23 protein-coding genes are annotated in these 26543 nt (G+C 74.1%); 9 read left to right on the plus strand and 14 right to left on the minus strand.

The window, feature by feature from the left end:
• The first annotated feature begins 291 nt into the window (after window positions 1–291).
• On the plus strand, window positions 292–1506 hold the full coding sequence (locus ACZ6ZI_RS00005) for a CapA family protein (RefSeq protein WP_469513717.1): 1215 nt from the start codon (window positions 292–294) through the stop codon (window positions 1504–1506).
• Between the two features lie 32 nt (window positions 1507–1538).
• Here the strand turns inward: ACZ6ZI_RS00005 and ACZ6ZI_RS00010 are convergent, their stop codons facing one another.
• Complete coding sequence (locus ACZ6ZI_RS00010) at window positions 1539–2495, minus strand: SCO1860 family LAETG-anchored protein (protein WP_469513719.1); 957 nt, start codon at window positions 2493–2495, stop codon at window positions 1539–1541.
• A 317-nt stretch (window positions 2496–2812) separates the two neighbouring features.
• Window positions 2813–3907: an amidohydrolase family protein gene (locus tag ACZ6ZI_RS00015; protein ID WP_469513722.1), complete on the minus strand. Its 1095-nt coding sequence runs from the start codon at window positions 3905–3907 to the stop codon at window positions 2813–2815.
• A gap of 64 nt (window positions 3908–3971) precedes the next feature.
• Here ACZ6ZI_RS00015 and ACZ6ZI_RS00020 point away from each other — a divergent pair, with 64 nt between their 5' ends.
• The gene (locus ACZ6ZI_RS00020; RefSeq protein ID WP_469513725.1) at window positions 3972–5042 is read left to right on the plus strand and encodes a pyridoxal-phosphate-dependent aminotransferase family protein; all 1071 of its coding nucleotides are present in this window, start codon (window positions 3972–3974) and stop codon (window positions 5040–5042) included.
• A gap of 12 nt (window positions 5043–5054) precedes the next feature.
• Here ACZ6ZI_RS00020 and ACZ6ZI_RS00025 read toward each other — a convergent pair whose 3' ends face one another.
• The 8 genes from ACZ6ZI_RS00025 to ACZ6ZI_RS00060 all read right to left on the minus strand — a co-directional run bounded on the left by ACZ6ZI_RS00025 (window position 5055) and on the right by ACZ6ZI_RS00060 (window position 13367).
• A complete protein-coding gene (locus ACZ6ZI_RS00025; protein ID WP_469513728.1) occupies window positions 5055–6113 on the minus strand; it encodes an aminotransferase class V-fold PLP-dependent enzyme in 1059 nt (352 codons plus the stop codon).
• Window positions 6114–6185: 72 nt separating this feature from the next.
• Window positions 6186–6893, minus strand: a complete 708-nt coding sequence (locus tag ACZ6ZI_RS00030) for a DsbA family oxidoreductase (RefSeq protein WP_469513731.1) — start codon at window positions 6891–6893, stop codon at window positions 6186–6188.
• Between the two features lie 126 nt (window positions 6894–7019).
• A complete protein-coding gene (locus tag ACZ6ZI_RS00035) occupies window positions 7020–7517 on the minus strand; it encodes a GNAT family N-acetyltransferase (protein ID WP_469513735.1) in 498 nt (165 codons plus the stop codon).
• A gap of 64 nt (window positions 7518–7581) precedes the next feature.
• Complete coding sequence (locus tag ACZ6ZI_RS00040; protein ID WP_469513738.1) at window positions 7582–9030, minus strand: peptidoglycan D,D-transpeptidase FtsI family protein; 1449 nt, start codon at window positions 9028–9030, stop codon at window positions 7582–7584.
• 62 nt (window positions 9031–9092) lie between these two features.
• Window positions 9093–9758: a response regulator transcription factor gene (locus ACZ6ZI_RS00045; protein WP_469513741.1), complete on the minus strand. Its 666-nt coding sequence runs from the start codon at window positions 9756–9758 to the stop codon at window positions 9093–9095.
• Entirely contained in the window at window positions 9755–11116 is a 1362-nt protein-coding gene (locus tag ACZ6ZI_RS00050) for a sensor histidine kinase (RefSeq protein WP_469515718.1), read from the minus strand. Before ACZ6ZI_RS00050 ends, ACZ6ZI_RS00045 begins: the two co-directional genes overlap by 4 nt.
• A 232-nt stretch (window positions 11117–11348) precedes the next feature.
• Entirely contained in the window at window positions 11349–12404 is a 1056-nt protein-coding gene (locus tag ACZ6ZI_RS00055) for a hypothetical protein (protein ID WP_469513744.1), read from the minus strand.
• Window positions 12405–12500: 96 nt separating this feature from the next.
• On the minus strand, window positions 12501–13367 hold the full coding sequence (locus tag ACZ6ZI_RS00060) for an IclR family transcriptional regulator (protein WP_469513746.1): 867 nt from the start codon (window positions 13365–13367) through the stop codon (window positions 12501–12503).
• Between the two features lie 136 nt (window positions 13368–13503).
• Here ACZ6ZI_RS00060 and ACZ6ZI_RS00065 point away from each other — a divergent pair, with 136 nt between their 5' ends.
• From ACZ6ZI_RS00065 to ACZ6ZI_RS00080, 4 genes are all read left to right on the plus strand, one after another.
• Window positions 13504–15033, plus strand: a complete 1530-nt coding sequence (locus ACZ6ZI_RS00065) for an aldehyde dehydrogenase (NADP(+)) (RefSeq protein WP_469513749.1) — start codon at window positions 13504–13506, stop codon at window positions 15031–15033.
• Window positions 15034–15162: 129 nt separating this feature from the next.
• Entirely contained in the window at window positions 15163–15384 is a 222-nt protein-coding gene (locus ACZ6ZI_RS00070; RefSeq protein ID WP_363055686.1) for a hypothetical protein, read from the plus strand.
• 74 nt (window positions 15385–15458) lie between these two features.
• The gene (locus ACZ6ZI_RS00075) at window positions 15459–16730 is read left to right on the plus strand and encodes a TerD family protein (protein WP_469513754.1); all 1272 of its coding nucleotides are present in this window, start codon (window positions 15459–15461) and stop codon (window positions 16728–16730) included.
• Between the two features lie 102 nt (window positions 16731–16832).
• Window positions 16833–17009 carry a hypothetical protein gene (locus ACZ6ZI_RS00080; RefSeq protein WP_363055688.1) on the plus strand — a complete coding sequence of 59 codons (177 nt, stop codon included), beginning with the start codon at window positions 16833–16835 and terminating at the stop codon, window positions 17007–17009.
• A 58-nt stretch (window positions 17010–17067) separates the two neighbouring features.
• Here the strand turns inward: ACZ6ZI_RS00080 and ACZ6ZI_RS00085 are convergent, their stop codons facing one another.
• The gene (locus ACZ6ZI_RS00085; protein ID WP_469513758.1) at window positions 17068–18537 is read right to left on the minus strand and encodes an alkaline phosphatase PhoX; all 1470 of its coding nucleotides are present in this window, start codon (window positions 18535–18537) and stop codon (window positions 17068–17070) included.
• Between the two features lie 187 nt (window positions 18538–18724).
• Window positions 18725–20218 carry a hypothetical protein gene (locus tag ACZ6ZI_RS00090; protein ID WP_469513761.1) on the minus strand — a complete coding sequence of 498 codons (1494 nt, stop codon included), beginning with the start codon at window positions 20216–20218 and terminating at the stop codon, window positions 18725–18727.
• Window positions 20219–20703: 485 nt separating this feature from the next.
• Here ACZ6ZI_RS00090 and ACZ6ZI_RS00095 point away from each other — a divergent pair, with 485 nt between their 5' ends.
• Both ACZ6ZI_RS00095 and ACZ6ZI_RS00100 read left to right on the plus strand, forming a co-directional pair.
• Window positions 20704–22545: an endonuclease/exonuclease/phosphatase family protein gene (locus tag ACZ6ZI_RS00095; RefSeq protein WP_469513764.1), complete on the plus strand. Its 1842-nt coding sequence runs from the start codon at window positions 20704–20706 to the stop codon at window positions 22543–22545.
• 228 nt (window positions 22546–22773) lie between these two features.
• Window positions 22774–23028 (plus strand): hypothetical protein, encoded by a 255-nt coding sequence (locus ACZ6ZI_RS00100; protein ID WP_363055692.1) that lies wholly within the window; start codon window positions 22774–22776, stop codon window positions 23026–23028.
• A gap of 83 nt (window positions 23029–23111) precedes the next feature.
• On the opposite strand, the gene dapD is transcribed toward ACZ6ZI_RS00100, so the two are convergent.
• Both dapD and ACZ6ZI_RS00110 read right to left on the minus strand, forming a co-directional pair.
• Window positions 23112–24092, minus strand: a complete 981-nt coding sequence (gene dapD / locus ACZ6ZI_RS00105) for a 2,3,4,5-tetrahydropyridine-2,6-dicarboxylate N-succinyltransferase (protein WP_469513766.1) — start codon at window positions 24090–24092, stop codon at window positions 23112–23114.
• Window positions 24093–24148: 56 nt separating this feature from the next.
• Window positions 24149–25423 (minus strand): MFS transporter, encoded by a 1275-nt coding sequence (locus tag ACZ6ZI_RS00110; protein ID WP_469513769.1) that lies wholly within the window; start codon window positions 25421–25423, stop codon window positions 24149–24151.
• Window positions 25424–25512: 89 nt separating this feature from the next.
• Between ACZ6ZI_RS00110 and ACZ6ZI_RS00115 the strand changes: the two genes are divergently transcribed.
• Window positions 25513–26388 (plus strand): winged helix-turn-helix transcriptional regulator, encoded by an 876-nt coding sequence (locus tag ACZ6ZI_RS00115; protein WP_363055696.1) that lies wholly within the window; start codon window positions 25513–25515, stop codon window positions 26386–26388.
• Window positions 26389–26543: the final 155 nt, after the last annotated feature.

The raw sequence follows: 26543 nt of genomic DNA on the forward strand, positions 1-26543 counted from the left end.
AACGAGCCCGCCACTACCAAGCCCTGGTCACCCTCGCCTGCCTACGGCTATGGCTCCCCACCTGACATTGCGGACACGCCCTAGGGCCTGTCGTCACACTCCTGTCGTCCGCCCCGCGGGGCAGGCGGGAGTTCGACGACAGGCACCAGGCACACCGGCCGGAGGGCGGGACCGGGTTCACGGGCCGGGGCGCCCGTCCCGACGGCGGGCGCGCCGGCGCCGGCGGGCCCGCCTACGATGACGCCACCGGCCGCGGTGTCATCGCGGCGCGACGAAGACGGGGGCGGGCGGATGAGGGCAGCGGCGCGGATAGCCATGGCGCTGGCGGGAGTGGCGGTCGTGGGGGGCGGGATATACGTCGCGCCCCGGCTGCTGGACGGCGGCGCCGGTTCCGCCGCCGAGCAGCGGCTCCAGGCCAAACCCGGCACCGCCCCGGGCCGGTCGGGCAAGGAGGCGCCGTTCACGCTCGTGGCGACGGGCGACATCATCCCGTACCCGTCGATCATCCAGCGTTCGGCAACCGACGCGGGCCGGCCCGGGGAGTACGACTTCCGCCGGATCCTCGCCGGGGTCAAACCCCTCGTGTCCGCCGCCGACCTGGCGATGTGCCATCACGAGATACCGTACGGGAAGCCCGGCGGACCCTACACGGGCTATCCCACCTTCAAGGCCCCGCACCAGTTGGCCGACGCCCTGAAGGACGCCGGCTACGACAGCTGCTCCACCGCTTCCAACCACACCCTGGACGACGGCTACGACGGCCTCGTCCGCACCCTGGACCACCTCGACCGGGCCGGCATCCGGCACGTCGGTTCGGCCCGCAGCGCCGAGGAGGCCAAGGCCCCCGCGTGGTCGGAGGCGGGCGGCGCGAAGGTGGCCCAGCTGTCGTACACGTACGGCACGAACGGCATACCGGTCCCGCAGGGCAAGCCGTGGGCGGTCAACCTCATCGACGCGGACCGGATCATCGCCGACGCCCGCGCCGCGCGCGCGGCCGGAGCCCACGTGGTGGTGCTCAGCATCCACTGGGGCACCGAGTGGCAGACGGCCCCCGACCGGCAGCAGCTCGATCTGGCACGCACGCTGACCGCCTCCAAGGGGGCCGACGGGCTCCCCGACCTCGACGTGATCATCGGCACCCACAACCACGTGCCGCAGCCCTACGAGAAGATCAACGGCACGTGGGTGGTCTTCGGGATGGGCGACCAGGTCGCCAGCTTCGTGCCGACCGACAAGCTCCGCGGCAACCAGTCCTCGGTGCCCCGGTTCACCTTCGCCCCGTCGGCCTCGCACGCGGGCCGCTGGGAGGTGGTGAAGGCCGAGTACCTCACGCAGTACTCGGACATGGGGCCGCCGTTCCGGGTCGTCTGCACCTCCTGCGCCGAGGGGGACGCCTCCCTGCCGGCCGCCAAGCGCACCGAGTACGCCCGCATCGACAAGGAGGTCACCGCGGCCGTGATGTCACGCGGCGCGGCTGCCGCGGGCCTGGAGCGCGCGACCCGCTAGGAGTCGGCCCGGTGCCGCGGCCGGGCGAGGGGTCAGGCCTTGCCGCGACGGGTCACCACGAGGGCGGCCGCGCCGATGCCGAGGAGGAGCAGCGCGCCGCCGGCGACGTACGGGGTGACCGAGCCGGCGCCGGTCTCGGCGAGGTTGGCCCGGGGGGCGGGGCCGCCGGTGCCGGAGGCGACCGCGGCGGTACCGGCCTGCGGCTTGACGTCCGGCTTGGCTTCCGGCTTGGCCTCGGGCTCGACCTCCGGCTTGGCTTCCGGCTTCGCGGCGGCCTTCGGGGACTCGCAGTGCGCCTCGGCGAGGACGATCTCGCCGTCGACCCGGGCGACGTTCAGGTCGAGCGGGTTGACGGCGACCTTCAGGCTCAGGGCGGCCGCGGCGGCCGTGGTGGTGGTGGTCCGCGTACCGGAGAGTTCCAGCTCGACCCGGCCGACGCCGGGGACTTCGAGCCTGGTGGGCGGGCCGCCCGCCGTGACGGTCACCTTCTTGCCGAGGGCCGTGACGGTGCCGAGGACGTTCGAGGTGGCCACCGGCTTCTTGCCGGCCTCGCAGACGGCCTTGGACGTGACCTTCTCCACCTCGACGAGGGAGAGGCTCGGCAGCCCCGGCACGTGCACCCGGGCGCGGGCGAGGTTGGCCTCGGCCTCGGCGCGGTTCTTGTCGGCGGTGGCCTTGGAGGTGGCGACGTCCGCCTTCAGGACGCTGACCGGCCTGCCCTGTTCGGCACCGTCGAGGGTGACGGTCAGGGCCGTCTTCTCGGCCGCGCCGGGGGCGCTGACCTCGTTGAGGGTGGCCTTCAGCGGCAGGTGGACGGTCTTGTTGAGCAGGCCCACGTCCAGCCCGGTCCGCAGGACGACGGCTCCGGACCGGCCCTCGCCGCTCGCGCCGTCGCCGCCCGTGGCGAGGGCGGGAGGAGCGCCGAGGAGGGCGACCGCCCCCGTGGCGAGGAGCACGGCCGCGGGCAGGCGGAAGGTGTTGCTGTTCAAGGTGGTGGAACCCCCGGGGAGATGGGCGCCGTCGCGCAGCCAATGGGGGACATCGCGCGCGCCGACGGCTTCGACGCTCGAAGTTTTACGCACTGTGAGTGAACGGGCGGCAACCTGACGTGAGTTCACCCCAAAGGGTGGTTTCCACTCACGTATTCGATTCTTGGCGCCCCATGCGCCCCGTGTGTCCCGCCTCGTTCCCGCGCGTTCCCCGCGTTCCGTCCCCAGCGGCCGGATCAGGCCATCACAACGACGGACGGGACGCCGAGGTCACGCCCCGTCAACCCGCCACCACCGGCGCCGTGCCGCGCCGTCCCTCACGCGCGGACGACCCCGTTCACCACCACCCGCCGCGGTCGCGCCAGGGCCCGTACGTCGGCCCGCGGGTCCTCCCCGTAGACCACGAGGTCGGCCGGCGCCCCCTCCGTCAGGCCGGGCCTGCCCAGCCAGGCGCGCGCCGCCCAGGTCGTCGCCGCGAGGGCGTCCAACGGCGGGATCCCGGCCTTGACCAGCTCGGCCACCTCGGCGGCGACCAACCCGTGCGGCAGCGAACCGCCCGCGTCCGTGCCGACGTAGACCCCGATCCCGGCGTCCCAGGCGGAGCGCACGGTGTCGTAGCGCCGCTCGTGCAGTCGGCGCATGTGCGCCGACCAGCGCGGGAACTTGGCGTCGCCGCCGGCCGCGAGCTTGGGGAACGTCGCGATGTTCACCAGCGTCGGGACGATCGCCACGCCGCGCTCGGCGAACAGCGGGATCGTGTCCTCGGTGAGCCCCGTGGCGTGTTCGACGCAGTCGATGCCCGCCTCGACCAGGTCGCGCAGGGAGTCCTCGGCGAAGCAGTGGGCCGTGACCCGCGCCCCGAGGCGGTGGGCCTCGGCGATGGCGGCCTCGACCTCCGCGCGCGGCCAGCAGGCGGTCAGGTCACCGGCGTCCCGGTCGATCCAGTCGCCGACGAGTTTGACCCAGCCGTCGCCGCGCCGGGCCTCGCGCCCCACGTACTCCACCAGTTCGTCGGGCTCGATCTCGTGCGCGTAGTTGCGGATGTAGCGCCGGGTGCGGGCGATGTGCCGACCGGCCCGGATGACCTTCGGGAGGTCCTCGCGGTCGTCGATCCAGCGGGTGTCGGAGGGGGATCCGGCGTCGCGGATCAGCAACGTGCCGGCGTCGCGGTCGGTGAGGGCCTGTCGCTCGGCGGTCGCGGCGTCGACCGGACCGTGCGCGTCGAGGCCCACGTGGCAGTGGGCGTCGACCAGGCCCGGCAGGACCCAGCCGGTGACCGTGGTGACCTCCCGTGCGGCGGTCGGCCGCTCCCAGGTGATCCGACCACCGACGACCCAGAGTTCATCGCGCGCCTCGTGGGGCCCGACGAGCACTCTTCCCTTCACATGGAGCACACCGTTGTGATCACTCATATCGGCACTGTACGTGCGCGCCGGATACCCTCACCGGGAAACCCCCGACGAGGAGAGCACCGCCGTGACCCACCCCCTGCTGGACCTTCCGCCGCTCGACGCCGAGCGCTTCGCCTCGATCGAGCGGGGGGTCGCCGAACTCCTCGGCACCCGGCAGGACGTGGTGATCACCCAGGGCGAGGCGCTGCTGCCGCTGGAGGGGTGCATCCGCTCGGGCGCCCGCCCCGGTTCGGTGGCCCTGAACATCGTGACCGGCCCCTACGGCACCACCTTCGGCAACTGGCTGCGGGACGCCGGTGCCGACGTGGTCGACCTCGCGGTCCCCTTCGACACGGCGGTGAGCGGCGAGCGGGTGGCGCGCGCTCTGGCCGAGCGCCCGGAGATCGACTTCGTCTCGCTGGTGCACGCGGAGGCCGCCACCGGCAACACCAACCCGGTCGCGGAGATCGGCGAGGCAGTACGCGCCCACGGGGCGCTGTTCATGCTGGACGCGGTGGCCTCCGTCGGGGCCGAGCCGCTGCTGCCGGACGCCTGGGGCGTCGACCTGTGCGTGATCGGCGCGCAGAAGGCGATGGGCGGACCGGCGGGGGTCTCGGCGGTGTCGGTCTCGGAGCGCGCGTGGGAGCGGTTCGCCGCGAACCCGGCGGCTCCGCGCCGCTCCTACCTGTCCCTGCTGGACTGGAAGGAGCGCTGGATCGACGGCGGGCGCAAGGCGCTGCTGCACGCACCGGCGCAGCTGGAGATGCTGGCGCTGGAGGCCTGCCTGGAGGCCATCGCGCGCGAGGGCCTGCCGGGCGTGCTGGGCCGGCACGTCGCCGCCGCCGACGCCACGCGGGCGGGCGCCGCGGCGCTCGGTGTGGCCCCGTGGGTGGCCGACCGGACGCAGGCGGCGCCGGTGGCGACCACGCTGCGGGTCGCGGACGCCTCCGCGGTGGTGGCGAAGGCCCTGGCGGCGCGGCCCTCGGCCCCGCTCGCGGCGGGCGGCGGGGCACTGGCCGGTGAGATGGTCCGGGTCAACCACTACGGTGCGGCGGCCTCGCCCGCGGCGGTCGAGGAGGCGCTGCGGGCCCTGGCCTCTGCCCTGGGCGCCGACCCGACCCCGGCCCTCGCGGCGGCGTCGGCGGCCTGGCGGTAGGCGCGGGGCCGGTCAGCCGGCGAGGACGTCGAGGAGCCGGTCCACGTCCGCCTCGGTGTTGTAGAGGTGGAACGAGGCGCGCAGGGATCCGGCGCGGGCCGCGGTGGCCACCCCGGCGGCCAGCAGCTCCGCCTGGCGGTGCGCGAGGCCGGGGACGGAGACGATGGGCGCCGCGCCCGGTACGGGTGCGTGCCCGAGGCGGGCGAGGCCCTCGCGGTAGCGGGTGGCCAGGGCGGTGTCGTGGGCGTGGACGGCGTCGATCCCGATCCGCTCCAGCAGCGCCAGCCCTGGTTCGGCGGCGTGGTAGGAGAGGAAGGCCGGGGACTCGTCGAAGCGGCGCGCGCCGGGGCCCAGTTCCCGCACGGGCCCGTACGTGGCCTCCCACATCGAGGCGGCGGCCACCCAGCCGGCGTGCAGCGGGGTCAGCGTGGCCTGCGCCTCCTCGGAGACCGTCAGGTACGAGGCCCCGCGCGAGCCCAGCAGCCACTTGTACCCGGCCGTGACCGTGTAGTCGTAGGGCGTGGCGTCGAAGGGCAACCAGCCGGCGGCCTGCGTGGCGTCCACGAGCATCCGGGCCCCGTGGGCGCCGGTCGCGGCGCGGATCCCGGCGAGGTCGGCCGCGCGCCCGTCGGCGGACTGTACGGCGCTCAGCGCCACCAGCGCGGTGTCCGGCCCGACGGCCTCCGCGATCGACTCCAGCGGCGCGAACCGGACCGAGAGGTCGCCGCGCACCACGAACGGGTTCATGACGGAGGCGAAGTCGCCCTCGGGGAAAAGGACTTCGGCGCCGGCCGGCAGCGCCGCCGCCACCAGGCCGACGTGGGTGGCCACGGCCGAGCCGACGGCGACCCGGGAGGGGTCGACGCCGACCAGCCGTGCGAAGGAGTCCCGCACCCGGTCCACCCGGTCGAAGTCGCCGAAGCCCGCGGCCTCTCCGGCCCCGGCCGCCTCGGCCAGGGCCCGCACCTCGGCGACCGCGGAACGCGGCAGGACGCAGCCGGTCGCGGTGTTGAGGTAGGTGGTGGAGGGCGCGAACTCGGCGCGGGACACGTCGGAGAGCGAAAGGTCCATGGCGTCAACTCTGCGCCACGGACCCCTCGCCGTCCACGTACGCGGCCCGGCGGGCGATCCGCCGGTCCCCGGTCAGGCCTGCGGGACGGCGCAGGCGCCGTCCGGGGCGCAGGCGTCGGCGGCCGGGGCGGCCGGGGCGGGCTCGCGACCGGCCCAGGCCTGCTCCAGGGCCTGGGTGAAGACCTCGGCGGGCTGGCCGCCGGAGATGCCGTAGCGGCGGTCCAGGACGAAGAACGGGACGGCGTTGGCCCCGAGTTCGGCCGCCTCGCGCTCGTCGGCGCGGACCTCGTCGGCGTAGGCGGAGTCGTCGGCGAGGACCGAGCGGACCTCCGACTCCTCCAGTCCGGCCTCGACGGCGAGCGCGACGAGCACCTCGGGGTCGAAGACGGAGCGCTCCTCGGCGAAGTTGGCGCGGAAGGCGAGGTCGAGCAGTTCCTCCTGGCGGCCGCGGGCGGCGGCCAGGTGCAGCAGGCGGTGGATGTCGAAGGTGTTGCCGTGGTCCCGGCCGTCGACGCGGTAGTCCAGGCCCTCGGCGCGGGCGGCGCCCGCCACGTGCTCCTCCATGCCGCGCGCCTCGTCGAGGGTGCGGCCGTACTTGCGGGCGAGCATCTCGACGACGGGCGCGGTGACGCCCTTGGCGCCGTGGGGGTCGAGCTCGAAGGAACGGAAGACGACCTCGACCTCGTCGCGGTGCGCGAAGTCGGCCAGCCCCTTGGTGAAACGGGCCTTGCCGATGTAGCACCAGGGGCAGGCGATGTCGCTCCAGATCTCGACGCGCATGTTCCTTCTTCTCTCCGGGTTCGCCGACGGGTTCGCCGACGGGTTCACTGACGCGTTCACTGACGGGTTCGCCGACAGAACGGTTTCCGCTTCAACCATCCCTCGGTCCGTCTCATTCCCCGGACGTCACGCGGTGGGTGTGCCCTGCGCCACCCGGAGCCACAGGACGCGGTGCGAGCCGGTGCGGGAGGCGTCCCGGGGGTCCGGGCGCCAGCCGTGGGAGGCGTAGAAGGCCTGGGCGCGGAGGTTGTGCTCGTAGACCTCCAGGCGGACGCGGTCGATGCCGGCGCGGCGCCAGGCGTCGAGGCAGGCGGCGTGCAGGGCGGCGCCGGTGCCCCGGCGCCAGTGGTCGGGGTCGACGTGCAGCTGGGTGAGGGTGGTCACGCCGTCGGCGGTACGGAAGGCCGCCACGCCCGTGACCCGGCCGTCCCGCTCGGCGCACAGCACCGCGCCTTCGCCCTGCGCCCGGGCCACCGCGCGCGCCCAGCCCTCGCGGAACCGGGCGACCTCGACCGCGCCCGCGTAGGCGCCTTCGGCGAGGTGACCCCGGTAGTAGGTGGCGCGGGCCCGGGTGTGGAGGGCGGCGATGGCGTCGAGGTCGGAGGGCAACGCGGTCCGGATCACGGAAGGGAGAACGCGCCGGGAAGGGGGTCGGGTTCCCGGCGCGTCCACCCCGAAGGGGGCGCGGCTACTTCTTCAGCCACGCCGCCATCATCTTCTGGGCGATCGGCGCGGCGAGCTTGCCGCCGCCGATCTCGGAGCGGTCGGTGTCCGAGTTCTCGATCATCACGGCCACGGCGATCTGCTTGTCGCCGGCCTTGCCGTACGAGGTGAACCAGGCCAGCGGCGGGATGCTGTTGTTCTCGCCGCGCTGGGCGGTGCCCGTCTTGCCGCCCACCTCGGCGCCCGCGACCTGGGCGGGCTTGCCGCCGCCCTCGGCGGCGACCGTGCGCATGGCGTCCTGGAGCATCGAGGCGGTCTTCGCGCCCATCACCTGCCGGGACTTCGAGTCCTTGAAGCTCTCCAGCACGTTGCCGTTGGAGTCGGTCACCTCGGAGACCATGTGCGGGGCGACCAGCTTGCCGCCGTTCTCGATCGCGGCGGTCACCATGGCGATCTGGAGCGGGGTCGCCTGGACGTCGAACTGGCCGATGCCGGTCTGCGCGACCTGGTCGATCGACATCTTCTTCGACGGGTACTTGCTGGGCGGGTTGGTGCGGACCGGGGTGTCGATCTGCGTGTTGAAGCCCAGCTTCTCCGCCATCGCCCGCATCTTGTCCTGGCCGAGCTTGTAGGCGAGCTCCGCGAAGACGTTGTTGCAGGACAGCTTGAGCGCGGTGCGGGCCGAGACGTTGTTGCAGGCCGCGTCGCCCGCCTCGCTGGGCAGCTTCGTGCGGGTGCCCGGGATCGTGTACGGGGCCGCGATGCCGGTCGGCTGGTCGATGTTCGTGACCATGCCGTTCTCGATCGCCGCCGCCAGGGTGACCAGCTTGAAGGTGGAGCCGGGCGCCTGCGGCTTGCGCAGCGCGACGTTCTCCATGGCCTTGCCCTGGTCGGCCGACAGCTCCTGCCAGGCGGCCTTGTCGTTGGCGCCCGCGATGCGGCCCGGGTCGTAGGAGGGGTTGTTGACGACCGCGAGGATGGCGCCGGTCGCCGGGTCGATGGCCACGGCCGCGCCCTGCTTGCCGTCGAGGGCGTCGTAGGCGGCCTTCTGCACGCCCTTGTCGATGGTGGTCAGCACGTCGCCCGGGTCGGCGCGCTTGTTGGTGAGGGTGTCCATCACCGTCTTCAGCCGGGTGTCGGAGCCGTTGAGGATGTTCTTGTAGACCCCCTCCAACATGCTCGTGCCGTAGGCCTGGGAGCTGTAGCCGGTGATCGGCGCGTACAGCGGGCCGTCGACGTAGGTCCGCTTGTACCCGAAGTCCTTGCCGCCCGTCTTCGTGGAACCGGTGATCGCCTCCCCGCCCACGATGATGTTCCCCAACGGGTTCTCGAACTGCCCGATGAGGTTGCGCCGGTTGTTCTTGTCGTCTGCGAGGGCCTGGCCTTGATATGCCTGCACCCAGGTCACCCGCACCAAAAGGGCCAGCACCAGAAGCAGACAGAAGACCGACGCACGCCTGATCGTCTTGTTCATCCCCCAGAAGGACGCGTCAACGGCCCCGGGCGTTCCGCTCTGCCCCGATTGTGGCCTGCTTCTCAGCTTTTCTTCATGAGGAAGCCTCCCTCGTAGGCGGCGATGACGGCCTGGGTGCGGTCCCGCGAGCCGGTTTTCGCGAGGACGCCCGCCACGTGCGTCTTGACCGTCTGGGGGCCGACGCCGAGGCGCTCGCCGATCTCCTGGTTGGTCAGCCCGGTGGCCATCAGCCCCAGCACGTCCGCCTCCCGGTCGGTGAGCCGGCCCACCCAGGACGCGACGGCCGGCGGGGCGCCGGCCGCGCGGGAGGCGGCCAGGGAGCGCACCGCCGCCGGGAACAGCAACGAGTCGCCCCGGGCGACCAGGCGGACAGCTCCGATCAGCTCGTCGGGGTCGGCGCGCTTGAGGAGGAACCCGCAGGCGCCGGCGCGCAGCGCGTCGTAGACGTAGGCGTCGTTCTCGAAGGTGGTGACGACGACGATCCTCGGCGGCTCGGCCATCGTCGCGAGGATCCGCTCGGTCGCCCGGATGCCGTCGATCTCGGGCATGCGGACGTCCATCAGCACCACGTCCGGGGTGAGGGCGCGCGCGACCGAGACCGCCTCGGCGCCGGTCGCGGCCTCGCCGACGACCTCCAGGTCGGGCTCGGCGTCGAGGATGACGCGCAGGGCGGTGCGGACCATGCGCTCGTCGTCGGCGACGACCACGCGCAGCGGCGGTCGGCTCATCGGACCTCTCCTTCGGGGACGGGGGCGGGTGCGGGTGCGGGGGGCGGGGCGGAGGTCGGGGTCGGGATCTGGGTCGGCGCGGTGCCCGCCCGGCCGGTGGCGGTGGCGGCCTCGGTATCGGTGCCGGTATCGGTATCGGTATCGGTATCGGCGGCGGCGCCGAGGGGCAGGGTGGCGCGCAGGCGCCATCCCCCTTCGTACGGTCCCGCCTCGATCCGGCCACCGAGCAGGGCGGCCCGCTCGGCGGCGCCCCGCAGGCCGCGGCCCCCGGTGGTGCGCTCCGGCCCCTCCGCCCCGGGTCCGGAGCGGGAGCGCGCGAGCGGGTTCGTCAAGGTGATCCCCAGCTCCCGCCGTCCGTCGTGGAGGTGGACCCCGATGTCCAGGGCGACCGGTCCGGACCCGTGGCGCAGGGCGTTGCTCAGGCCCTCCTGGACGATGCGGTACGCCTCGCGGGAGGTGATCGCCGGGAGCCGCGCCCAATCCCCGGACCGCCCGGGATCCTGGCGGACGGCGACGACGGTGCCGCCGGCCCGGGTGCGGGCCAGCAGTCCGTCGAGGTCGGTGGCCAGGGTCGGCGCGGGAGCGGTGTCGCCGCGGGCCGGGTCGCCGTCGCGCAGCAGGCCCAGCACCGCGTCGAGCTCGCCGACCGTGCGCCGGGTGGTGTCCCGGATGGCGTCGAGGGCCTCCCGGACGAACTCCGGGTCGGTGTCGAGGACCCGCCGGGCGGCGGCGGCCTGGAGGGCGACGGCGCTCAGGGCGTGTCCGACGGCGTCGTGCAGCTCGCGCGCCAGCCGGTTGCGCACCGCGAGATCGGCCGCCCGCTCCTCGGCGGCGGCGAGCCGGTCCGCCGCCGTCGGCCCGAGGAGTACGGGGGCCAGCCGGGACAGCAGCATCCCCGCCCCGCCGCAGCACAGGGCCAGGGCGACCAGCAGCCCCGCCCCGATCAGGGGGGCGACCCAGGGCGCGCCCCCGAAGCCGAGCCAACCGAACCCGTACTCGGAATCGCGCAGCGCGGGAACGAACGGCAAGGCGAGCAGCACCACCGCCATCGGCGGTACGGCGAGGCTCGACGCGCTGACCAACGCGCCGATCCCCAGGTGCGCCGTCCACCAGACCGAGGCCCGCCACCGGGCGGCCCACGAGCGGGCCGGCCCCTCCGCCGGCCGGACGCCCGGCACCCCGCACAGCGAGCGGACGGCCGCCACGGCCAGCGGTCTGATCAAACCGAGCAGCCCGGTGATCGCCACCAGGGGCAGGGCCGCCCCGTAGGCGACGAAGCTCAGCGGCAGGGAGTTGAAGGCGTCCGCCCGGGTGCCCACGGTGACGCAGACCTGGCTGAGCAGGACGTAGGGCATCATCAAGGCCCCGCCGAGGATCAGGTGCACCCATCGCGACCAGGCCCGGGCCCGCAGGAACGGGTGCGCCCCGAACCTCGGATCCGGCCGCCCCCGCCGGCCCTGACGATCCGACCGACCCCCTCGCTCCGGCCGACCCGCCCGGCCCCGCCGCCCCGCCGCTTCCTCGCCGGTCGCGGCGCGCCGCGCCGCTCGCCCCCGGACCCGTCCCCCGACGACCATGTCCCGCACACCCTCAGCCCGTACGACGGGAGCGCAACGACCGTACGACGACGATCGAGGCGAGCAGTCCCGTGATCATCTGGCCAGCGTAGATCAGCCCCATCACCGTCGTGTCCCCTTCGGCCCCACCGATGTCCGGCGCGAGCAGGGCCACCGTCAGCCAGCCGCCCCAGCACAGGGAGGCGGCGGCGCAGACCCAGGCGAGCGCCATCGGCGCCCGGGCCGACCGGGCCCCTCCGCGGGCCAACAGGACCGCTCCGGTGGCGGCGCCGAGGACGAACAGGGCGAGGGCGGCCGACCCGGCGCCCGTCTCCGCCGAGTACAGGGCCACCCGAGCGGCGGGCAGCCCGGCGCTCCCTCCGAACGCCCAGTACAGGTGGACCGCGGCCACCACCGCGCCCGTCACGACCGCGGCCGCCGTCACCACCCCCGTGGGTGACGGGAGCCGCGGGCCGAGCGAGCCCTGCCAGAGGCCGCCCCAGCGCTCCCGCGCATAGGGGACGAACAGTCCCGTCAGGGCGAGGGCCTGGACGATGAAGCCCCCGTACACGACGCCGAAGACCCACGGGTCGAGGAAGGCTTCCCCGGCGGCCGGGACCCTCTCCCCCGAGCCCGGGCCCACGACCCGGATCAGGAGTTGCACGGGTGAGGTGACGACGATCGGGGCGAGCAGCCCGGTGGCGACGAAGACCGGGAGGGTGAGGACCGGGGCCGGTACCCGCGTCCCCCACGGGCGGGTCAGCACCAGGGCGAGCACGATCACGCAGGCGTCCATCGCCAAGGTCACCGCGTTGGCCACGACAAGGAAGGATCCGGACTCCAGCAGCACGCTGTCCGGCGGTATCCCGATCCGACTTCCGCCCAGCCAGGCCGTCTTGAGCGCCACGTACGGGAGGGTGGCGGCCACGGCGACGGCCCGCAGGAGACGCCGCCCGGCGCCGAGGCCCGCACCCCGGGGCGCGGCGGTCGGCGTGGGGCCGCGCGGCGGGACGCGGGTCGCGGCGGTGGTGGTGTCGGGCGGACCGGCGGGGGCCGCCCGTTCCTTCGCGGAGACGTGTCGTGTGGTCATGTCCCCAACGGTCGCCCGCCCGGCGCCCCGCCACCTCCCCCGCGCAGGTGAACCGCCTCCCCCGCACGGGGGAGGCGCCCTCGCCCCGGGGTGGGCTCACATCCTGCGCGTCACCACGGACAGCCGGTCGCGCGCCTCGAACAGGGCCTCCTTGATGAGCCGTTCGTGCCCGGGCGTCAGCCGCGCCACCGGCACCGAGCAGCTCACCGCGTCCCGCGCCGGTGTCCGGTACGGGACGGCCACGCCGAAGCAGCGCAGTCCGAGCGTGTTCTCCTCGCGGTCCACCGCGTACCCCTGCTCCCGCACCAGCGCGAGCTCCTCCACCAGCCGTTCCCGGTCGGTGATGGTGTGCTGGGTGACCGCCTCCAACCGCTCCGGCAGCATCGCGCGCACCTCGTCGTCGGTGTGCGTGGCCAGCAGCGCCTTGCCGAGGGCGGTGGAGTGGACCGGCAGCCTGCGCCCCACGCGGGTGAAGGGGCGCAGGTGGTGCCGGGACTGTCGGGTGGCGAGGTAGACGACGCTGGTTCCGTCCAGCCGGGCCAGGTGGATGGTCTCGGTGGTGTCGTCGGAGAGCCGGTCCAGGGTGGGCCGGGCGGCGGCGACGACCTCGTCCCCGTCGATGTAGGAGCTTCCGACGAGCAGGGCCCGTACGCCGATGCCGTAGCGCGTGCCGGTGGCGTCGGTCTCCACCCAGCCGAGGTTCACCAGGGTCCGCAGGAGCATGTACAGGCTGGACTTGGGCAGCGAGAGGTCGCTCTGGATGTCGGCGAGGCTGTGCAGACCGGGCCGGGCCGCGAAGTGTTCCAGCAGCAGGACGGTGCGTACCGCGGACTTCACGGGCGCCGCCGTCAGCGGACCGGCGACCGCGCCGCCACCCGAGGCGCCGTCCACGTCGTCGGCCTCGGCGCCGCCCCCGCCTCTGCCTCCGGAGCCGGCGGGACCCCCGGACTCGGCTGTGCTCATACGCCTGATTCCCCTCTGTTCGGCTCTGTCGCCTCTTGTCACGCGGTGGACGCGGAAATAGGGTCCGCAGCAGAAGCGATCATTCATCCACCGGAACGGCGTTCAGAATACTGAACGATCCAGGAGGCAGTGGGCCGTGACAGCGAATCCAGTCTGGAGTGTGGACCCCCGCACCGGGAAGCAGCGCGAACGGGTTGCGGCGGAAGCCACACACCGGGACGTGGACCGGGCCGTGCGCGCCGCACACGCCGGCCGCGCGGCCCTCGCCGGGGCCGCGACCCGCGCCGCCTTCCTGCGGACCGCCGCCGACCTGCTCGACGGGGCCGTCGCGCGGATCGTGGAGAGCGCCGACGCCGAGACCGCGCTCGGCGCCGCCCGCCTGACCGGGGAGCTCGCCCGTACCACCGGCCAGCTGCGCGCCTTCGCCGACTGCGTGGACGAGGGCGCCTACCTCGACGTCCGGATCGACCGGGCCGACCCCTCCCTCGTCCCGCCCCGCCCCGAGCTGCGCCGCTACAAGGTGCCGCTCGGCGTGGTCGCCGTCTACGCCGCCTCCAACTTCCCGCTGGCCTTCTCCGTCCCCGGCGGCGACACCGCGAGCGCCCTCGCGGCCGGCTGTCCGGTGGTCGTCAAGGCCCACCCCGACCACCCGGCCACCTCCGAGCTGTGCGCCGCGCTGCTGCGGGAGGCCGCCACCGCGAACGGGCTGCCCGCCGACGTGGTGACGGTGGTGCACGGGTTCGACGCCGGGCTGGAGCTGATCCGCCACCCGCTCGTCACCGCGGCCGGGTTCACCGGCTCCATCCGGGGCGGACGCGCCCTGTTCGACGCCGCCGCCGCCCGCCCCGTACCGATCCCCTTCCACGGCGAGCTCGGCTCCCTCAACCCCGTCGTGGTCACCCCGGCGGCGGTGGCCGAACGCGCCGAGGAGATCGGATCCGGGCTCGCGGGGTCGGTCACCCTGGGCGTCGGCCAGTTCTGCGTCAAGCCGGGCCTGGTCCTGGTCCCGACGGGGCAGGACGGCGACCGCCTCGCCGCCGCCCTGGCCAAGTCGCTCGCGGGCACGGAGCCGGGCGTCCTGCTCGACCACCGGATGCGGGAGTCCTTCCTCGCCGGGACCCGCGAACGCGCCGCGCTGCCCGGCGTCGAGGCCCCCGTCGTCCCCGGCCCGGGCGGGGAACGCTCCGTCGGCGCGGGCTTCCTGACCGTCGACGCCACCACCCTGCTGGCGGACGGCCCCCACGAGGTGCTCCTGGAGGAGTGCTTCGGCCCCGTCACCGTCCTGGTCCGCTACGCCGACCAGGGCGAGGCGGCCGCGGTGCTGGGCCGGCTCGGCGGGAACCTGAGCGCCACCCTCCAGCTGTCCGAGGACGAGACCCGGGGCGCGCCGGGACCGGCCGCCGAGCTGATCTCCCTGGTCACCGGGCTGGCCGGGCGGATCGTCGTGAACGGTTGGCCGACCGGCGTGGCCGTGGCCCCCGCCCAGCACCACGGCGGCCCCTACCCCGCGGCCACCTCCCACGCGACGTCCGTCGGCGCCACCGCCGTCGAACGCTGGCTGCGCCCGGTGGCCTACCAGTCGGTGCCCGACGCGCTGCTCCCCGCGGAACTGCGCGAGGACAACCCGCTGGGACTGCCGCGCCGCGTGACCGGCCCGGGCGCGTGACCGGCCCGGGCGCGTGACCGCTCCGGGCGCGTGACCGGCCCAGCCCCGGTCCCCGCCTGCTCCCCCGCCCCCACCACCGCCCGCTAATTGCGTTGCCCGCCCCGCCCCCGGCGGGGCAGGCTGCGCGTCATGCCGAAACCACACGGGTTCACGTACGACGTACGCGGCGACGGGACCGTCGTCATCACGCACCGGGGCCGCGCCGCGGGCACCCTGCGCGGGGGCCGCGCCGACAAGTTCCTGGCGGAGGTGGGGTCCGGGGACGCCCAGCTCGTCATGGCCCGGTGGACCGGCGCCTACAAGTTCGGCAACGAGCGCATGGCCCGCGACCACCCCCGCAACCGGCGCTGAACCCTCCCGGCCCAATCTCGCGGAGGGTAAGGGAACGGCAAAGCCGGTCCGGTCGTTCTGGGTGCATGACCGCTATGACCCCTGGTTCCAACCTGCCGCTCGACACCGTCCGCGTGACGGTGGACGTGGCTGCCCCGGTGCGGCTCGACGTCTCGGGCCTGCTGCTGACGGCCGACGGCAAGGTGCGTTCCGACGCCGACTTCATCTTCTACAACCAGCCGTCCGGCCCGGGTGTCGACTACCGGTCCGGCGGGGGATCGGCCCCCGACTCGATCACCGTGGACACGTCCGCGCTGCCGCCCGGCATCGAGCGGATCGTGGTCACGGCCAGCCCGGACGCCGCCGGACAGAGCTTCCAGGGCGTCGAGCCCACCGCCACCGTGCGGGACGCGGCCGGCGGCGCGGTGATCGCCACCTTCACCCCGCCGCGTCTGGGCACCGAAACGGCGCTCGTGGTCGTCGAGATCTACCTGCGCGGCGGCGTGTGGAAGGTGCGCGCGGTCGGCCAGGGGTACGCCAACGGCCTCGCCGGCATCGCCACGGACTTCGGCGTCTCCGTGGAGGAGGAGCCGCCCGCGGCAGCGGCCGCGCAGGCGCCCCCGGCCCCGCCCGCCCCGCCGGTCACCGCTCCTCCCGTCGCCGCCCCGCCGGCGCCGACGACGCACCCGGTCTCGCCCTGGCTGACCGCCGGTGCGAACGGTCCGGCGGCGAGCACCCCCGCGCCGCCGGCTCCCCCGGTCGCGCCGCCGGCCGCGGCTCCCGCCTCGGGCAAGATCAACCTGGACAAGGGGCGGGTCAGTCTCCAGAAGAACCAGACGGTCTCCCTCGTCAAGGGCGGCCGCCCGCTGCTCTCGCAGGTCAAGATGGGCCTCGGGTGGGAGCCCGCCTACCGGGGGCGCGACATCGACCTCGACGCCTCCGTCATCGCCTACGGCCCCCAGCGCAACCACCTCGACAGCTGCTACTTCAGCCGGCTGTCCATCCTGGGCGGCGCCATCACGCACTCCGGCGACAACCTGACCGGCGAGGGCGCCGGGGACGACGAGGTGATCGTCGTGGACCTCGGCCGACTGCCCGCCGACGTCACGGGCCTGGTCTTCACGGTGAACTCCTTCTCCGGCCAGAAGTTCACCGAGGTCGCCAAGGCCTACTGCCGACTCATCGACGCCGCCAGCGGCGAGGAGCTGGTCCGCTTCGACCTCACGAGCGCCGAGCCGCAGACCGGCGTCATGATGGCCAAGCTGATCAGGCAGTTCAGCGGCGAGTGGGAGATGACGGCCATCGGCGAATTTGTGAAGTCGCGCACAGTGCGCGGCATGGTCAAGGCGGGCTCCCAGACACTCTGAGCAGGTGGGCGGGCACATGCGGCGACCGACGGTCGAACCGGGTGACGGATGCCACCCGTAATCCGGAGGTGGCTGTCAGTGCCCGCCCGTAGCCTTGAAGCCATGCAGACAACACTCCGTCCCGCGGGTCCCGCTCGCCCGTCCGCCGCGGAGGCGAACGAGGCGATCCGGCACTTGGTGGACACCGGCGTGGACGGGGAGTGGCCCGCGCGGGCGTACGAGTTCCTCCTGGAGGAGTGGACCGCGGCCTCGCGAGCGGAGTTCGCCGCGGCCCAGTGAGCCGGGTGAGCCCGACAAGCCCGGCGGACCGGTGAGCACCGGTCGCGCCGGCGCCGGCTCAGCGGTCGCGCCGCCAGGGGCCGGTGATGGCCAGCATGATGCCCGGGTCCTGGAGGTTGGCGTACAGGGTGCGCCCGTCCGGTGAGAAGCAGACCCCGGTGAACTCCGAGTACTCGGGCTCCGTCGCCGAGCCGATGTTCAGCTCGTTGCGGGCGAGCGGGTAGACCTTCCCCGACTCGGTGGCCCCGAACAGGTGCTGGACGCCCGAGCCGTCCTCGGCGATGACCAGGCCCCCGTACGGCGAGACGGTGATGTTGTCGGGGCCGTCGTAGCCGCCCTCGGCCGACGGGTCGGCGTTCACCCCGATCAGGACGACGAGCCGGATCGTGCGCCGCTTCGGGTCGTAGAACCACACCTGGCCGTCGTGCGCGGCGCCCGGGCTCTCGGCGCGGGCGAAGGAGGAGACGAAGTAGGCGCCGCCGTCGGCCCACCACATGCCCTCCAGCTTGCGTCCCCGCGTCACGCCGTTCACCCCGAACTGCGCCCGAACGGGCGTGGTCCGCGCGTCGCGGTCGGGGACCGGCACCCAGTCGACCCCGTACACGGTGCCCGTCTTCGTCGCGCGCGTGAGGTCGTCGACGAACCGGCCCGTCCTGTCGAAGCACTTGGCGGCGGCGAGCACCCCCGCGTCGTCGGCGAGGCCCCGCAGCCGGCCGCGCCCGTGCCGGAAGCCCTCGGGCGGGGTCCAGCGGTAGAGCAGCCCGTTGGGACCCGACGCGTCCTCCGTCAGGTACGCGTGGCCCCGGCGCGGGTCGATGACCACGGCCTCGTGGGCGTACCGCCCGAACGCCTTGACGGGCTTCGGGTCGCGGTTGGCCCGGCGGTCGTGCGGGTCGACCTCGAACACGTAGCCGTGGTCCTTGGTCATGCCGTTGCGGCCGGCCAGGTCCTCGGTCTCCTCGCAGGTCAGCCACGTACCCCACGGGGTGGCCCCGCCCGCGCAGTTGGTCGACGTACCGGCGATGCCCACCCATTCGGCGACCTCGCCGCCGCGCCGGACCTCGACGACCGTGCACCCCCCGGCCGCGGCCGGGTCGTAGACGAGACCCTCGGCGAGCGGGACGGGGTGCTTCCAGCCCGTCCGCGCCCCCCTCAGCTCGTGGTTGTTGACCAGGAGGGTGACCCCGCGGTGCCCCTCGAAGGCTGCGGTCCCGTCGTGGTGGGACGGGGTGCTCTCGCCGCTGTCCAGGGTGGTGACGCCGCTGTGCGTGATCACGCGGTACGAGAACCCGGCCGGCAGCGCGAGCAGCCCGGCCGGGTCCGCGATCAGGGGACCGTAGCCGGGGCCGTGCGGCCGGCGCCCGGGGGCCGCGTCGGCGCCCTCGCCCTCCGGCCCGGCCCCGACGGGGGCCTCGCCGGCCGCCAGGGCGCCCGGTGCGGTGGCGAGGGCGCCGACGGTGCCGGTGAGCGCGACTCCCGCCCCGGCGAGGACGGTACGGGCGGTGAAGTCTCTGCGGCTGAGGGGCATCGGGTCTCCAGGGGTGGGGAGGTGGTGCGCCTGACGTACGGTCGTCGGCGCACACGCTCCCGCCCGTACGTGAACGGCGGCTGAACTACCCGGGAAAGCGGGCCGCCGCCTCACCGCCGGCCACATTGGCGCACTCCCGCCCCGGAAGGGCCGGTTCCGTACCGCCCGGGGCGAACCCGGCCGCGGGTCAGGGCTGCCGGGAGCGGGCCTTGAAGGCGGCCTTGCGCGCCTCCTTCGAGGCCTTCCTGTCCGGGTGCAGCCGCCCCATGGCCTCCAGCACGTACGCCGTCGCCGGGTGCTCCACCCGCCAGACCTCCTCGAAGAAGCCGGCGTGGTTCTCGGTCAGCCCCCGCATCAGCAGCGGGAGTTCCTCGGTCTCCGCGTCCGAGGTGAGCTGCGCGGCGAGGGTGTCCACGGTCAGCCAGAACACCATGGCCCCGTCCGGGGGCGGTACGTCGGACACCCCGTGCTCCGCCAGCCACACCCGGGCCAGTCCGCCCAGCTCAGGGTCGTCCAGGACGGCGCGCACGGCCGGCTCGGCCTCCCGTCCGGCCGGGGCCAGGGCCTGCTGGCAGCGCAGCCTGCGCAGCGGGGCGCCCTCGTCGTCCCCCCGGGCGGCGGCCAGCAGTTCGCTCACGGCGGCCGCGGGCTCGCGGCCGACGAGCCACTGCTCGATCTCCGCCTGGGCGGCCCGCTCGGGGTAGGCGGAGACCGCGTCGAGCAGGGTGTCGGCGCCCTTGTCGGCCAGTTCCCCGATGGCGGGGGCCTCGACGCCGGCCTCCAGCATCCGGGCGCGCACGCCGTACAGGCCGAGCGGGGTCAGGCGGACCATCCCGTACCGGGAGACGTCCTCCTCCTCGGCGGCGAGCGTGCGGTCCCCGGCGGCGAACTCCTCGTCGTCGGCCTCCGCCATCAGCTCCTCGTCGACGGGCTGGTACTCGACGAGACCGATGGGTTCCAGCTGCCGGAACTGGTCGTCGAGGCGCATCATCGCGTCGGAGACCTGCTCCAGGACGGCGTCACTGGGGTCGCCCATGTCGTCGGGCACGATCATCGAGGCGGCGAGCACCGGCAGCGGGACGGGCCCGTCGCCGGGGCCGCCCTCGGCGACGGTGAGCAGGTAGAGGTTGGCGAGGACCCCGTCGAGGAAGTCCGCCTCGCGCTGCGGGTTCCAGTCGAGCCGGTCGAAGTCGATCTCGCCGCCCGCGTCCAGCGCGTCGACGAGGTCGTCGAGGTCGGGTACGGCCGCGTCGGCGAGGACGGTGTCCAGGGCCGCGAGCCACAGGTCGAGGACGTCGCCGGGGGCTCCTCCGGCGACCAGCGCGAGGTCCTCGCCGGGGGCGGCGGTGCCGTACTCGGGCTCCTCCCCCTCGGCGCCGTCCCCGGTGTCCTCCTCGGGTTCGGTCACGTCGACCAGGCCGGTGTCGACGGCGACCCGCCAGGCCTGGCTCGCGTGGACGGGGCTGTCCTCGTCCCGTTCGTCGAGGCCGAGTTCGGCGACGGCCCCGACGAGCTGGTCGGCGACGAGTTCACCGCCGACGTCGACCCGGGTGTCGGGTCCGGCCCAGCGGGCGAGGCGTACGGCGCGTGCGAACAGCGGGGCGACGAGGGCGTCGCGGGCCAGCTCCGCATCGGAGGGCAGCCGTACCGGCGGCAGCGTGGAGCGCGGCTCTGCGGACATGGGGTGGTTCTCCTCGGAGGGAACGCCTGGGCGGCGGGACGGTACGGCGGTCGAGCGGTCGAGCGGTCGAGCGGTCGAGCGGTCGAGCGGTGGAACGGCGAGACGGTGGAGCGACGAAACCGGTGGAGCGGTGGAGCGGTGGAACTGACGGCACCGCGGCACGGCGGCGAGCCGTACGCACGCGCGCACACGTACGCGCGTACGGAGCGGAGCGGTCCGACGCGACGGCCGGCGGAGCCCCCGCGGACAGGGCGACGGACCCGCGATCCGCGGTCCGTTCGTGGTCCGTCAGGCCGGGTGCGGCCACCCAGCGTAGACGCATTCCGGGCACGCTCGGCGGGCCATATCCGTTGGTTCATCCCACAGTCGTCTCCCGTATTCCCTGGAGGCCTTGACAACTTCGCTGATCACACTGGAAATTGACGCGCGTAGACATCTTGAGACCCTCAGGGTTCCCCCTCCTCCACACACCGGAGTTCCCGCCCATGCGCTCCTCGCATCCCCGTTCCGCCGCCGTCGCGGCCCTCGTCGCCACCGCGCTGGCCACCGGCCTGCTCGCCGGTACCGCCGACGCGGCCGAAGGCGCCGTGTCCGCCGATCCGATACGCATCCACGACATCCAGGGCACCACCCGGATCTCCCCGTTCAACGGCAAGCAGGTCGCCGACGTCGAGGGCATCGTCACCGGCGTGCGCACCTACGGCTCGCGCGGCTTCTGGATCCAGGACCCGGACGCCGACGACGACGCCGCCACCAGCGAGGGCGTCTTCGTCTTCACCAGCTCGGTCCCGACCGTCGCCGTGGGCGACGCGGTGAAGGTCTCCGGCACGGTGGGCGAGTACGTGCCCGGCGGGGTCAACTCGGGGAACCAGTCCGTCACCCAGATCTCCAAGCCCGCGGTGACCGTGGTCTCCTCCGGCAACGCGCTGCCCGCGGCCACCGCCGTCAACGAGTACACGGTCCCGGCCGCCTACGCCCCGGCGGGCGACCCGGCCGCCCAGGGCAGCGTCAACGGCCTGACCCTGGAGCCCTCGCGCTACGCCCTGGACTACTACGAGTCCCTGGAGGGCATGAACGTCCGCATCGGCACCTCCCGCGTGGTCGGCGCCACCGACCCGTACTCGGAGCTGTGGGTCACGGTCAAGGGGTGGGAGAACGCCGCCAAGCGCGGTGGCACCGTCTACGGCTCCTACGACTCCCAGAACACCGGCCGCCTCCAGATCCAGCAGCTGGCCCCGGTCTCGCAGCAGCCCTTCCCGGTCGCCAACGTCGGCGACAAGCTGACCGGCACCACCGAAGGCCCCCTGGACTTCAACCAGTTCGGCGGCTACACGCTGGTGGCGCGCACCCTGGGCACGGTCAAGGCGGGCACCCTCGCCCCCGAGAAGACCAAGGCGCAGGCCTCCAACGAGCTCGCGGTGGCCACGTACAACGTCGAGAACCTCGACCCGACGGATCCGCAGGAGAAGTTCGACAACCTGGCGAAGGCCGTCGTCGAGAACCTCGCCTCCCCCGACGTCCTGGCCCTGGAGGAGATCCAGGACGACAACGGCGCCAAGAACGACGGCACCGTCTCGGCGGAGCAGACGCTGGCGAAGTTCACCGCGGCGATCGCGGCGGCGGGCGGCCCGTCCTACCAGTGGCGCTCGATCAACCCGGAGGACAAGAAGGACGGCGGCGAGCCCGGCGGCAACATCCGCCAGGTCTTCCTCTTCAACCCGGAGCGGGTCTCCTTCACCGAGCGCGCCCCGGGCGACGCGACGACGGCGACCGGCGTGGTCAAGGAGCAGGGCAAGGCCGCCCTGACCCACTCCCCCGGTCGCGTCGACCCGACGAACCCGGCGTGGGCCGACAGCCGCAAGCCGCTGGCCGGCGAGTTCGTCTTCCGCGGCAAGAAGGTCTTCGTGATCGCGAACCACTTCGGCTCGAAGGGCGGCGACGAGGGCCTGACCTCGCACCACCAGCCGCCGGTCCGCTCCTCGGAGGCCAAGCGGCTGCTCCAGGCACAGTCGGTGAACGGTTTCGTCAAGGAGATCCTCGCGGCGGAGAAGAACGCGAACGTCCTGGTCCTCGGCGACATCAACGACTTCGAGTTCTCGGCGACGACGGACGCGCTGGCGGCCGACGGCGCCCTGTACCCGGCGATCAAGTCGCTGCCGAAGGCGGAACGTTATTCCTACGTCTACCAGGGCAACGCACAGGTCCTGGACCAGATCCTGACCAGCCCGGCGATCAAGAACTTCACGTACGACAGCGTCCACATCAACGCGGAGTTCGCGGCGCAGAACAGCGACCACGACCCGCAGGTGATCCGCTTCCGTCCGTAGTCACCCGCGCCCCGTGCCCCGCGCCCCCCGGTGCGCGGGGCACGGCCGGCCGGGCGCGGTCCGGCGCGGTCCGGGCCGGACGCGGGGCGAGGTGGGGACTTTGGGCCCTGGCGTGACCCTGGACACATCCGTACCGAAATCGTCCGGTTGTGGTGTTGAGTGTCTGCACGCCCGATCCACCGCAATGTCGCGTACCGGCCCGTTCGCTCGCCCTACCGGGAGGACCGCGTGTTCCCCTCCATCTCCCTCGCCCAGGAAATCGGCCTCGTGGTGCTCTTCGTGGCCGCGCTCGTCTGGGTCGTCGGCCTCGGCCACATGCTGTGGGACAGCCGCTTCCACCACCCCGAGCCGGGCGCCTACGAGGGCATGCCGTTCATCCCGACGCAGCGCACGTCGGCGGGGCACCCGATGGAGTCGGTCGAACTGACCGAGGCGGAACAGGAGGCCTTCGCCGGCCTGATCCGCTCGATCCCCCTGCGCTGACGGCCGCGCCGCAGCACGCCGCGCACACGAACGCCCCCACCCCAGTTCGGGGTGGGGGCGTCGCGCGTACCGGCCCTCGCGGGTCAGTTGTGGCTGTGCAGGACCTCGTTCAGGCCGCCCCAGGCCGCCTTGTACGGGCGGGCCTCGACGGTGCCGGTGACCGAGTTGCGGCGGAAGAGGATGTTGTGGGCGCCGGAGAGCTCCAGGGCCTTGACGATCTGGCCGTCCGGCAGGGTGACGCGGGTGCCGGCGGTGACGTAGAGGCCGGCCTCGACGACGCACTCGTCGCCCAGCGCGATGCCCACGCCCGCCTCGGCGCCGACGAGGGTGCGCTCGCCGATCGAGATGATCTGCTTGCCGCCGCCCGAGAGGGTACCCATGGTGGAGGCGCCGCCGCCGATGTCGGAGCCGTCGCCGACGACGACGCCCGCCGAGATGCGGCCCTCGACCATGGAGGTGCCCAGGGTGCCGGCGTTGAAGTTGACGAAGCCCTCGTGCATGACGGTGGTGCCCTCGGCGAGGTGCGCGCCGAGGCGGACGCGGTCGGCGTCGGCGATGCGCACACCCTTGGGGGCGACGTAGTCGGTCATGCGCGGGAACTTGTCGATCGAGGTGACCTGGAGGTGCAGGCCCTCCGCGCGGGCGTTCAGGCGGACGGTCTCGACCTGGTCGACGGCGACCGGGCCCAGGGAGGTCCAGGCGACGTTGGCGAGGAGGCCGAAGACGCCGTCCAGGTTCTGGCCGTGCGGCTTGACCAGGCGGTGGCTCAGCAGGTGCAGGCGCAGGTACGCGTCGTGCGCGTCGAGCGGCTTGTCCTCCAGGGAGGCGATGACGGTGCGGACGGCCACGACCTCGACGCCCCGGACCGCGTCCGAGCGGACGGCCTTGGCCGCGGCCGCGCCGAGGAGCTCCACGGCCTGCTCGGCGGTGAGGCGCTCGGTGCCGGCCGGGCCGGGCTCGAGGGCCAGCTCGGGGGCGGGGAACCAGGTGTCGAGGACGGTGCCGTCGGCGGTGATGGTGGCAAGTCCGGCGGCGACGGCGCCGGTGGTACGCGTAGCAGTCATGCCCGAAACCTAACCGGCGACGGCCCGTGGTCGCGAACCGGTCTCATGTGCCGGTCTCAGGTGCCGGTCGCGTGCGCCGGGGGCGCCGCGGGTGTCCGCCCCGGCGACGCCGCCTCGTGCGCGGCGGCGCGGGCGACCCCGCGCGCCTCCCGGCGGGACAGCGCCAGCAGCAGAGCCCCCGCGCCCGCCGCGAGCAGGGCGCACAGCGGCCACAGCAGGCCCGGCGCGGCACCGTACAGCGCTCCCCCCAGCGGCGGGCCCAGGACGACACCACCCGTGGAGACCCCGGCGTAGAGGCTCTGGAAGCGTCCGACGGCGTGGTCCGGGGCCTGGTCCGCCACGTAGGCGGTGGCGGTGGTCTTGTAGAGGATCTCGCCGAGGCTCAGGAGCACCATCATGGTGACGGCGGTGGCGACCCCGGCTCCCGCGATCAGGGCCGCGTAGCCGGCGCCGACCAGCACGAGGCCGGTCCCGATCACCGCCAGCGGGGGTCTGGCGCGCAGCGCGACGGCGGCGGGCAGTTCCAGCAGCAGGATCACGGCCCCGTTGAGGGCGATGATCAGGCCGAAGGCCCGTACGTCGAGCCCGTGATCGGCGAGGAAGACGGGGAAGACGGAGTACTGCTGGCGGTAGACCACGTCCACGACGAGGATGGCGGCGAGCAGGACCGGTACGGTCGGCCGCGCCCGCAGCGCCGCGAGGACCCCGCCCCGCTCCGCCTGCGCGCCCGCCCCGGCGCCCGCCCGGGCGGCGGCGCTCCCGCGGGCGCCGCGGGCCGGGACGACGCGGGCGGTCCAGCAGGCGAAGAAGAGGGTGCCGACGCCGTCCGCGACGAACAGCCAGTCGTAGGAGAGTCCGGCGGCGACCAGGGCCCCGATCGGCGGGCCGAGGGTGAAGCCCCCGTTGGAGGCGCAGCGCACGACGGCGAAGGCCTGCCGGCGCGCGCCCTCGGGGACGGTGACGGCGACCAGCGCGGCGTTCGAGGCGCGGACCACCCCGGAGGCGTACTGGGCCAGTGGCAGGGCCGCGTAGAGCGCGGGGTTCGACAGCAGGGGGAAGGTCGTCAGGAGCAGTCCGCCGACGGCGGAGGCGGCGAGCAGCACCCTGCGGTGCCCGAAGCGGTCCCCGTACCAGCCGCCCGTGAAGTTGCCCGCGACCAGACCGATGCCGCCGATGCCGGTGGCCAGGCCCGCCTGTGCGGCGCCGAGGCCGCGCGGGCCGGTCAGGTAGAGGAAGACGAAGACGAAGGTGAAGCCGACGACGGCGTTGACGAACACCCCCGCGGCCAGCAGCCACACGACCCTCGGTATGTCCTTGAACCCCTTCAGCACACCCGCGCCCCCACATCCGACGAGTAAGTTCCCTTTAGGAACGGACTATGTCAGCATGACAGCCTGGGGTCAACGGACAAAGGAGTGCCATGGCCCAGCGCACACAACTCGGCGACGCGGACTGCTCCATCGCCCAGGCCCTCGACGTCGTGGGCGACTGGTGGACGCTGCTGATCGTGCGCGACACCGCACGCGGCCTGTACCGCTTCGACGAGCTCCAACGCGAACTCGGCGTCTCCCGCAAGGTGCTCGCCGAGCGGCTGAGGCTGCTGGTCGAGGCGGGCGTGCTGACGCGCGAGCCGTACCAGGAACGTCCGGTGCGGCACGCATACCGGCTGACCCCGCGCGGGCGGGGCCTGCTGCCGGTCCTGGTGGCCCTCCAGGACTGGGGTGACACCTGGGTCCTGGGAGAGGGAGAGATGACGGCGACGACACGGGAGTCCTCGAAGGAGGCCGCACGGGTCCACGCGCTGCGCGGCACACGCCTGCCGGAGCTGCTGCTGCCGGACCGGTTCGGCGAGCTCCGCGACCCGGTGGCGGGGACCCCGTTCACGGTCCTGTACTGCTTCCCGGGCGCGTACGCCCGGGCCGAGTCCTACCCGCCCGGCTGGGCCGGGATCCCCGGCGCGCAGGGCTGCACGTTGGAGTCGTGCACCTACCGCGACCAGCTCGCGGAGTTCACCGCGGCCGGCGCCACCGTGCACGGGGTGTCGACGCAGCGCCCGGACGAGCAGCGGGAGTTCGCCGAGAAGGAGGGGCTGCGCTTCCCGCTGCTGTCGGACGCGGGGCTGGAACTGGTGACGGCCCTGCGCCTGCCGACGTTCCGCGCGGCCGGGACGAGCCGGATCAAGCGGCTGACGCTGGTCGTGGATCGGGACCGGACGGTGCGCGAGGTGATCTACCCGATCGGGGACATCGAGGCGAGCGTGACGACGGCCCTCGCGGCGGTGCGCGCGGCGCACTGAGCGCGGCGCACCGAGCGCGGCGCACCGAGCGCGGCGCACCGAGCGCGCGCGGCGCACCGAACCCGGCGCGCGGAGCCCGACCCACCCCGGTCCGGCGGCTCGTCCCGGGCGGGCCCGGGCCGGCCCGCCGGGCTCCTCCCGTTCAGCCCCCGGGG

It is taken from the genome of Streptomyces sp. NPDC103540 (genome assembly GCF_055584445.1).